The following is a 9942-nucleotide window of genomic DNA, read 5'->3' on the forward strand; positions in this document are numbered from 1 at the left end:
GATGGCGGCCCGTTCCCTCACACGGTGACCGTGCCGGCGTCGTCCACTGTCCAGTTGGGGTTGTAGGCAACCTCCCAGCGGAACCCGTCCGGATCGGCAAAGTAGCCCGTATAGCCTCCCCACGGCTGGGTGACCGGCTCCGCGATGATGGCGGCGCCGGCTTCGGCCGCCTCTTCCATCACCCGGTCCACGTCTGCGGCGCTGGCGAGATTGTGGCTGAGGGTGATGGGGGGAATCCCGTCCGGCGGGCTGACCCCGGCCTCTGCCCGCATCTGGCGCACGTCCCACAGCGACAGCACCAGGCCATGGTTCACCTGGATGAACAGGACTTCATCGGCTACTTCGCGGTGCACCGGCCAGCCAAGGCCGTCAACATAGAAGGCCCGCGAGCGGGAAACGCTGCGGACGCCGAGGGAGATAAAGTCGACTCTGGGCTCCATGCTTCGATAGTGTCAGATGATGGCGACAATTCAAGGAAACGATAGGGATGCCCGCGCCGACAGGGAACAGCTCGCTGCCGTTCGGATCGCCGTGGACGAGGTGGACGAGCAGATTGTCACCCTCATCGCACGCCGCGAACGGCTGATCCGGATTGCCGGGACGCTCAAGGGCGACGACGCCGAAGTGCGGGCGCCCGGACGCGTGGAGCGGATCATCGAGAATGTCCGGTCCGCTGCGGAGAAAAAGGACATCGACCCGGACATCGTTGAATCGACCTACCGGGCCATGATCTCCGCTTTCATCGAACTTGAAATGCGGATCCACAAGGAAAGCAGCTGAGGCTACAGCGCTTCCTCCACCGGGACTCCGTGCTGGAACTCCCGGCCGTCGGCCTCGCTGAAGGCAGACAGTACATGTCCCTTGCCGAGTCCGTTCAGGGCTGACCGGGGAAAGCTGCCCGTGATGGTGGAACCGGAATGGGTCACGCCTGAAAGATCGTAGTCTTCCTCGATTCCCTGGTCCCGGTTGAACGAGTAGCAGGCGATCGCCTTCCCGTTCATGAACTCGATGCATAGTCGCCGTTGCGACGAATAGTCCGGTGCAGCCCCCATCAACCCCACCACGTAGGCGCCGGAGCCGGGAATTGTCCCGTCGATGTCAAACGTGGCCACAAGGGTGGAGTCCTGGGTTTTGATGCTTGCCTGCTTCAGGAGTGCTTCATCGGTATCCATGCCATCATCCTGCTCCCTGGCGGACGGTCCGTCCACCCCTGCCTAGGTTTAACCTCCAGCCCGGCGTAGACTGGTTCTATTCGAACACATCTTCGAATAGAAGGTTCGGCAAGAGTACGTCCGGGGAGGTGCACATGGGCATGTTCAGCGAGTCCGTTGATGTGGTGTGTTCTGCCGCCGGGCAGCCGGAATCCCTTACCTGGGCAGGGGTGGACTATACGGTATGCGCCGAACCCCTGCGCTGGTATGAACGGCGCCAATGGTGGGTGGAAGACACCCGGGCGCCCCTGGGTGGTGGTCCGGGAGTGGTGGACCACGAAATCTGGCGGGTCCAGGTGCTGCCGGCTTCCGCCGCTACAGCTGATGAACCCCTCACCCTTGACCTCACGCGCCATATCCGCAGTGGCCGCTGGCGGCTGCTGCGGATCCATGACGGCCTGCGCCCCAGAACTGCCTGACCAGAACAGCATGAGCTTCACCCATCTTCACGTTTCCACTGCCTTCAGTGCCCACTATGGGGTCTCCTGGCCGGAGGAGCTGGCAGCAGCAGCGGCCGCTGACGGTGCTACGGCGCTTGCCTGCACCGACCGCGACGGACTCTACGGCACCATCAAGCACCTCAAGGCATGCATGGCCGCGGGCATCGACCCCATTGTGGGGGTGGACCTTGCGGTCTTTGACGACGACGGCGACCACCGCACCCTAGTGGCAGGCCGGGTGGTGGTGCTGGCCCGCGGGCACAACAACGGCGCGGGGTACCGGGCCCTCTGCAGGCTGGTGTCCGATGCCCATGCCAGGACCTCTGGAAAAGCCGGGGGAGCGGTGCCGGCAGCAGTCACCCGCGCCGAACTGGCATCCCGCACCCTTGACCCCCACACCCTCAAGCCGGTGCTGACTGTCCTGCTGGGTCCTGATTCCGACGTCGGCCGTGCCATGGGAGGCCGGAGGTACCTGCGGCCCAGGACCCTGTTCAAGCAATGGCTGGACGCCATGCCACGCGGGACCTTAGTGGCCGAAATCGTCTCGCAGCTCAGCGCACCGGGGTCACCCTTCAGCACTTCCCACGCAGTCCGCATGCTGCGGCTCGCCGAGGAACACCATGTACCGGCGATCCTCACCAACGCCGTGAGGTACTGTGCGGCTGACGGCGCGCCCACTGCCGACGTCCTGGACTCGGCAAGGACCCTGAAGTCCCTGCCGGAACTGGCAGGGGAGCCCCTCCTGCAGCCAACCGGCCAGGGGTGGCTGAAGACCGCGGACCAGATGCTGGGCCTTGGCAGGGAGATCATTTCCGCAGCCGGCTATGGCGCGGCAGACCTCAAGCAGCTGATGGCCCAAACCGAGGCGCTCGCCGATCTCTGCCGGATCGATCCCATCACGGACATGGGATGGAAACATCCGGTGGTGCCCGAGGCTTCAGTCATAGGCATCAGCCAGGATCCGCATGTTGAACTGGTCCAGCGCTGCCGCGCAGGAATCGGCAAACGGTTCCCGGGAATCACCGGCGCGGGCGAAACCGCCATGCTGTCCCGGCTGGACCACGAGCTGGGCATCATCAGCAACCTGGGCTTCTCCTCCTACTTCCTTACCGTGGCGGAGGTGTCGCGGATGATCCAGGACATGGGGGTCCGGGCAGCGGCACGGGGATCCGGGGCCTCCAGCCTGGTCAATTACCTCATGGAGGTCAGCCATGTGAACCCCCTGCAGCACGACCTCATCTTCGAACGCTTCCTCTCCAATGACCGCGCAACGCTTCCCGACATCGACATCGATGTCGAAAGTGCAGAACGCCACAATGTCTACCACCGGATCTTTGAACGCTTCGGCTCCGAACGGGTCACCCTCATGAGCATGCAGAACGGGTACCGGGCAAGGGGAGCGGTGCGCGACGCCGGGATGGCCCTGGGCATGGACGACGGCGAGGTGGGGGAGATTGCCAAACAGTTGTGGCGCTTCTCCGCACGGAAGTTCCGTGAAGCGCTGCAGGAAAAACCCGAGCTGCGGGAGTTCGCCGGCCGTGTGGAGCAGCGCGACGCCGAAGGGAACCAGCAACTGGATCTTTTGGTGGACCTGACCGAGCGCCTGGACCGCCTGCCGCGCCATATCTCCATGCATCCCTGCGGCGTGATCCTGGGCGACGCCACCCTGCTGGACCGCACCCCGGTCCAGCCCAGCGGCCTGGGCCTGCCCATGAGCCAGTTCGATAAGCACGACATGGATCCCATGGGCATGCTTAAGCTCGATGTCCTGGGTGTCCGGATGCAAAGTGCCATGGCCTTTGCCGTCCGGGAAATTATCCGGATCCATCCCGGCAAGAAGGAGGTGGTCGAGGCCGGCGGCCACCAGCCCGGTCCCGACGGTTCCGGCCCGGACTATATTGCAGCCGACGGGAGGATCGACCTCAACGCCGTCCCCCTCGACGACGAAGCAACCTACGAACTGATCAGGAGCACGCATACCCTCGGATGCTTCCAGATCGAATCCCCCGGGCAACGTGAACTCATCGGCAAGATGGCTCCCCGGGAATTTAACGACCTCATCATCGATATCTCGCTGTTCCGTCCCGGGCCCATGAAGTCCGACATGGTGCGTCCCTTCCTGGAACACCGTCATGGCTTCGCCCCGGAGGTGTACCCCCACCCGGACCTTAAGCCTGTCCTGCAGGAAACCCACGGGGTGACGGTCTTCCACGAACAGATCCTGAAGACCTTCGACATCATGACGGGATGCGGACTGGCGAAAGCCGACGAGTTCCGCAGGGCGTTGAGCAGCGAAACAGGTGAAGCGCAGGTAGAGGCATTCTTCAGGCGTGAAGCGAAAGCCAAGGGGTACCCGCCCGACGTCGTGGACAAAGTGTGGGGGACCTTGAAGTCCTTCGCCAGTTTCGGCTTCTGTAAAGCCCACGGTGCTGCTTTCGCAGTCCCCACCTACCAGTCGGCCTGGCTTAAGGCCCACCATCCCGAGGCCTTCCTCGCCGGCCTGTGGGAGCACGACCCCGGGATGTACCCCAAGCGGCTGCTGGTCTCGGAAGCCCGCAGGTTGAAGATCCCCATCCTCCCGCTGGACATCAACCTCAGCAAAGCCGAATACCGGGTGGAACGCGTGCTGTCCGGCCCGGACACCGGCAAGCTGGGGATCAGGCTCAGCCTCAACGGCATCTATGGCCTGTCCGCCGCGGAGTTGAAGAGGATTGTGGCCGGACAGCCCTATGACTCCCTGGCAGACCTCCGGGAACGCTCCAGGCTGAGCAAGCCCAGCATACGGCGCCTGGCACAGCTCGGTGCCTTTGATTCCCTGCACCGAAATGCAGGTGGCCCCGCAAACCGTGCCGACCTCGTGCAGCACCTGCAAAAGCTGCAGTCTTCAAGCAGCACCCGGAAAGGCAGGGAAGTCCTGGAGGGCCAACTGTCCCTGCCCCTGGGCGATGTCGAACTGCGGAACATCAAGCCGGGGCTGCCGGCACCCACCCTGGTGGACAATGTCCGGGCCGAACTCGACCTGATGGCAGTCGATGTCAGCACCCACCTGATGGACAGCCACCGCCCCCTGCTGGACAGGCTCGGCGTCACCACTGCCGACAAACTCCTAAGCCTGCGCAATGGCACCGAAGTTCTGGTGGCGGGGGTGCGGGTGGCCACCCAGACACCTCCGATGCGCGGAGGCAGGAGGGTGGTGTTCATCAGCATCGACGACGGCACAGGGTGCGTCGATTCCGTCTTCTTCCATGAGGCCCAGGAAAGTGCCGGTCCGCTCCTGTTCGGAACCCGCCTCCTGCTGATCCGCGGGACCACCCGAAGGACCGGTCCGCGCGGCATCAGCCTCAGCGCGAGCATGGCATGGGACCTCAGCAGGACCGAAACCCTGCCGTTCCCGGACGCCCTCCCCACGCCTGCCCCTGATGGTCCGCATCCCCTGGACGGGATCAGCAGGACCCTGGCCATTACCGGTTTCAACGGCTGAGCCGCCCGTGTGCCGCGTTGGTCGGCCTTTGGGTGAACCGATAGCATTGACGATGGCTGGCTGTGGTCCCCGTATGCCACAAGCTATGAAGCCTCAACTTTGAATAGGAGACACCCGTGTCAGATGCCCAGCAGATCACCCTCGTCGTCGATGGCGAAGAGACCAAGGTGACTACCGGGACAACCGGTGCGGAACTCTTCTTTGAGCGCCGCGACGTCGTCCTAGCCCGCGTCAACGGTGAACTGAAGGACCTGGACCAGGAACTGCCCGAAGGCGCCGAGGTGGAAGGCGTCACCATCGATTCCCCGGACGGACTGAACGTCCTGCGCCACTCCACGGCCCACGTCATGGCCCAGGCCGTGCAGCAGCTGCGCCCCGACGCCAAGCTGGGCATCGGCCCCTACATCACCGACGGGTTCTACTTCGACTTCGACGTCGCCGAGCCCTTCACCCCCGAGGACCTCAAGACCCTCGAAAAGATGATGCAGAAGATCATCAACCAGAACCAGAAGTTCGTTCGCCGCGTGGTCAGCGAGGACGAGGCCCGCGAGGCCATGAAGAACGAGCCGTACAAGCTCGAACTGCTGGGCAGGAAGAACGACGCCGCCGAAGCCGGCGAGGGCGTCAACGTCGAGGTCGGCGCCGGCGACATCACCATTTACGACAACGTCGAGCGCAAGGAAGGCACCACCGTCTGGTGCGACCTCTGCCGCGGCCCCCACCTGCCCAACACCAAGCTGATCTCCAACGCGTTCGCCCTGACGCGCTCGTCGTCGGCCTATTGGCTGGGCAACCAGAAGAACCAGCAGCTGCAGCGCATCTACGGCACCGCCTGGCCCACCAAGGAGGCCCTGAAGGCCTACCAGGAACGCATTGCCGAGGCCGAGCGCCGCGACCACCGCAAGCTTGGCTCCGAGCTGGACCTGTTCTCCTTCCCCGACGAACTGGGCTCCGGCCTCCCCGTCTTCCACCCCAAGGGCGGCATCATCCGCAAGGAAATGGAAGACTACTCCCGGCAGCGCCACGTCGAAGCCGGCTATGAGTTCGTCTACACACCGCACATCACCAAGGGCCACCTGTACGAGGTCTCGGGACACCTGGACTGGTACAAGGAGGGCATGTTCCCCGCGATGCACGTGGACGCCGAACTCAACGAGGACGGCACAGTCCGCAAGCCCGGCCAGGACTACTACCTGAAGCCGATGAACTGCCCCATGCACAACCTCATCTTCCGTTCCCGCGGCCGGTCCTACCGCGAACTGCCCCTGCGCCTGTTCGAGTTCGGGTCCGTCTACCGCTACGAGAAGTCCGGCGTGGTGCACGGCCTGACCCGCGTGCGGGGCATGACACAGGACGACGCCCACATCTACTGCACCCGCGAGCAGATGAAGGATGAGCTCACCAAAACCCTCACCTTCGTCCTGAACCTGCTCAAGGACTACGGCCTGAACGACTTCTACCTGGAACTGTCCACCAAGGACCCGGAAAAGTACGTCGGCGAGGACGCGGCCTGGGAGGAAGCCACCAGGACACTGGCCGAGGTGGCCCAGGAGTCCGGGCTGGAGCTGGTGCCGGACCCGGGCGGAGCCGCCTTCTACGGACCCAAAATCTCCGTCCAGGCCAAGGATGCGCTGGGACGTACCTGGCAGATGTCCACCATCCAGCTGGACTTCAACCTGCCTGAGCGCTTCGAACTGGAGTTCCAGGCCGCGGACGGCTCACGCCAGCGTCCGGTCATGATCCACCGCGCCCTCTTCGGGTCCGTGGAGCGGTTCATGGGCGTCCTCACCGAGCACTACGCCGGCGCCTTCCCTGCGTGGCTGGCCCCGGTCCAGGTGGTGGGCATCCCCGTGGCGGAGGCCTTCAATGAGTACATGTTCGACGTCGTCGACCAGTTGAAGGCGGCCGGCATCCGTGCCGAGGTGGACACCTCCTCGGACAGGTTCCCCAAGAAGATCCGCACCGCCAGCAAGGACAAGATCCCGTTCGTGCTGATTGCCGGCGGCGACGATGCCGAGGCGGGTGCCGTTTCGTTCCGGTTCCGCGACGGCAGCCAGGACAACGGCGTGCCGGTGTCCGAAGCCGTCAAGCGGATCACCGAGGCCGTCCGGAACCGGACCAGCTAGCGGAACGGAAGCAGACAGTGCAGGAGAACACAGGCGCGGGGTATCCAGGGGATGCCGGCGTTACCGACGACTTCGCCCTCGCCGGTGTCCCGGACGCCTTCCAGCGCCTGTGGACTCCGCACCGCATGGCCTACATCAAGGGCGGACAGCACCAGTTCAAGAACGAAGACGACTGCCCGTTCTGCGTAGGTCCCGCCCGCAGCGACGAGGAAGCGCTTATCGTCTACCGCGGGAAAACCTGCTACGTGGTGCTGAACCTCTTCCCGTACAATCCGGGGCACCTGCTGGTCTGCCCGTACCGGCATGTTCCGGACTATACGGACCTCACACTGGAGGAAACCGCCGAATTTTCCGATCTTACCCAGACTGCGATGCGGGTCCTGCGGAAGGTTTCGAACCCTGGCGGGTTCAACCTGGGCATGAACCAGGGCGTGGTGGGCGGTGCCGGGATTGCAGGGCACCTGCACCAGCACATCGTTCCGCGGTGGGGCGGCGACGGGAACTTCTTTCCCATCATCGCCCAGACCAAGGCCATTACCCAGACCCTTGACGAGGTCCGCCAGCAGGTGGCCGACGCCTGGCCCGGGGAGTCGGATGCTGAATAGGCATGCCCGCGGCTTCTTCACCGCGTTGTTCACCCCGCTGGCCCGGTGGCTTCTCCGAATGGGCGTTTCCCCCGACGCGGTAACCATCCTGGGTACCGCGGGCGTGGCAGCGGGCGCGCTTGTGTTCTACCCGCTGGGCCAACTCTTCTGGGGCACCGTCTTCATCACGGCCTTCATTTTCTCCGACGTCCTGGACGGCATCATGGCCAGGATGCAGGACGTGAAAAGTCCGTGGGGCAACTTCCTGGACTCCACCCTGGACCGGATCGCGGACGGTGCACTCTTTGCCGGGCTGGCCATCTGGTTCTTCACCGGCGGGGCCAACACCACCATCGCCGTCGCGGCGCTGCTCTGCCTCGTGCTGGGCATGGTGGTTTCGTACGCCCGTGCCAAGGCCGAGTCGCTGGGCTTCAGCGCCAACGTGGGTATCGCAGAACGTGCAGAGCGGCTGGTATCGGTGCTGGTGGTCACCGGCCTGACCGGGCTTGGACTGCCTCCGGCAGTTCTGCTGGTGACGCTGGTGCTGCTGGCCATGGCCAGTTTTGTCACCGTGGTGCAGCGCATGGTTTCCGTGCGGCGGCAGTCGCTGCAGGCCCCTTCGCCCGCCGATTAAGCATGATTAAGCCGGCCGGGCGCCGGGGGACTAGTATATAAGTGCCCGGTCAAGGGACCCGGCAACCCGTGCGTGCACCTCCGGCAGTTGCCGCCGCATGCCCGGCGAAGATCATCTGTCTACCCATAGGGGTTTTTGTGTCTACACCTGATGTAAGCAACGAGGCCGGTTCGTCCGCGAACAGCGTCACGGGCAGCAGCCGCGTGAAGCGTGGCATGGCTGAGATGCTCAAGGGCGGCGTCATCATGGACGTCGTCAACGTCGAGCAGGCCCGCATCGCCGAAGACGCCGGTGCCGTGGCCGTCATGGCGCTGGAGCGTGTTCCTGCCGATATCCGCGCCCAGGGCGGCGTGTCCCGCATGTCCGATCCCGACATGATCGACCAGATCATCGACGCCGTGTCCATCCCGGTCATGGCCAAGGCCCGCATCGGCCACTTCGTCGAGGCCCAGGTCCTGCAGTCCCTCGGCGTTGACTACATCGACGAGTCCGAGGTCCTGACCCCGGCCGACTACGTCAACCACATCGACAAGTGGAACTTCAAGGTCCCCTTCGTCTGTGGCGCCACCAACCTCGGTGAGGCCCTGCGCCGCATCAACGAGGGCGCGGCCATGATCCGGTCCAAGGGCGAGGCCGGCACCGGCGACGTCTCCAACGCCACGGGACACATGCGCCAGATCCGCTCCGAGATCGCCAAGCTCTCCGCGCTGCCCGAGGACGAGCTCTACGTCGCGGCCAAGGAACTGCAGGCCCCGTACGAACTGGTCAAGGAAGTTGCCGCCGCCGGCAAGCTCCCGGTGGTCCTGTTCACCGCCGGCGGCATCGCCACGCCCGCTGACGCCGCGATGATGATGCAGCTCGGCGCCGACGGCGTGTTCGTCGGCTCCGGCATCTTCAAGTCCGGCAACCCCGCCCAGCGCGCCGCCGCCGTCGTGAAGGCCACCACCTTCTACGACGACCCCGACGTCATCGCCAAGGCCTCCCGCGGCCTCGGCGAAGCCATGGTGGGCATCAACGTCGACGAGATCCCCCAGCCGCACCGCCTCGCCGAGCGCGGCTGGTAACTCTCTCCTCGCGTCCCTTGGGGCGCCTGGCGGCGCTGATCCTCTGCACGCTATTCCCCGCCTTCCGCTGCCGCCATTTCTGATGGTGGCTGGGGGCGGGGCCCCTTTTACGCGTGCTGCCGGATCACCCCCGCCTGTCGCTCGTGGTCGCCTCGGGTATTTATGACGACGCCGGTTCCTCACCCCTCCTTGGTGGGGGACCGGCGTCGTCCGTTTCTTTTTCTTTTCTCATCGAGTACTCCGTAACTGCCCTTTTGGAGGCTGGAAAGTCAAGTGGTGGTTGAAACGGTTAGGCTGCTGCGGCGAGGAGGAGTTCGTTGAATTTCTGCTTGGGGGTTGCGAGGCCGAGGGTGGGGCGTGGCCGGTTGTTGAGGCTGTCCTGAACCCGTTTGAGGTCCTTTG

General features: G+C 64.5%; 9 protein-coding genes. 7 read left to right on the forward strand and 2 right to left on the reverse strand.

Annotation, left to right across the window (positions count from 1 at the left end):
- Window positions 1-17: 17 nt before the first annotated feature.
- Window positions 18-440 (reverse strand): VOC family protein, encoded by a 423-nt coding sequence (locus tag K4G53_RS12075; protein ID WP_221385937.1) that lies wholly within the window; start codon window positions 438-440, stop codon window positions 18-20.
- A gap of 16 nt (window positions 441-456) precedes the next feature.
- Between K4G53_RS12075 and K4G53_RS12080 the strand changes: the two genes are divergently transcribed.
- Entirely contained in the window at window positions 457-780 is a 324-nt protein-coding gene (locus K4G53_RS12080; RefSeq protein ID WP_221385938.1) for a chorismate mutase, read from the forward strand.
- 2 nt (window positions 781-782) lie between these two features.
- Here K4G53_RS12080 and K4G53_RS12085 read toward each other — a convergent pair whose 3' ends face one another.
- On the reverse strand, window positions 783-1172 hold the full coding sequence (locus K4G53_RS12085) for a hypothetical protein (protein WP_221385939.1): 390 nt from the start codon (window positions 1170-1172) through the stop codon (window positions 783-785).
- A 134-nt stretch (window positions 1173-1306) separates the two neighbouring features.
- Here K4G53_RS12085 and K4G53_RS12090 point away from each other — a divergent pair, with 134 nt between their 5' ends.
- The 6 genes from K4G53_RS12090 (at window position 1307) to pdxS (ending at window position 9540) form a co-directional block, all read left to right on the forward strand.
- Window positions 1307-1630 carry a DUF6504 family protein gene (locus K4G53_RS12090; protein WP_221385940.1) on the forward strand — a complete coding sequence of 108 codons (324 nt, stop codon included), beginning with the start codon at window positions 1307-1309 and terminating at the stop codon, window positions 1628-1630.
- Window positions 1631-1640: 10 nt separating this feature from the next.
- Window positions 1641-5132, forward strand: a complete 3492-nt coding sequence (locus tag K4G53_RS12095) for a DNA polymerase III subunit alpha (RefSeq protein WP_221385941.1) — start codon at window positions 1641-1643, stop codon at window positions 5130-5132.
- A gap of 116 nt (window positions 5133-5248) precedes the next feature.
- Complete coding sequence (gene thrS, locus K4G53_RS12100; protein WP_221385942.1) at window positions 5249-7258, forward strand: threonine--tRNA ligase; 2010 nt, start codon at window positions 5249-5251, stop codon at window positions 7256-7258.
- Window positions 7259-7275: 17 nt separating this feature from the next.
- Window positions 7276-7863, forward strand: a complete 588-nt coding sequence (locus K4G53_RS12105; protein WP_221385943.1) for an HIT domain-containing protein — start codon at window positions 7276-7278, stop codon at window positions 7861-7863.
- Entirely contained in the window at window positions 7853-8476 is a 624-nt protein-coding gene (pgsA, locus tag K4G53_RS12110; RefSeq protein WP_221385944.1) for a phosphatidylinositol phosphate synthase, read from the forward strand. Before K4G53_RS12105 ends, pgsA begins: the two co-directional genes overlap by 11 nt.
- Before the next feature lie 137 nt (window positions 8477-8613).
- Window positions 8614-9540, forward strand: coding sequence for a pyridoxal 5'-phosphate synthase lyase subunit PdxS (pdxS, locus tag K4G53_RS12115; RefSeq protein ID WP_221385945.1), 927 nt, complete (start codon window positions 8614-8616; stop codon window positions 9538-9540).
- Window positions 9541-9942: the final 402 nt, after the last annotated feature.

Source organism: Arthrobacter sp. MAHUQ-56 (genome assembly GCF_019710585.1).
Lineage (GTDB): Bacteria > Actinomycetota > Actinomycetes > Actinomycetales > Micrococcaceae > Arthrobacter.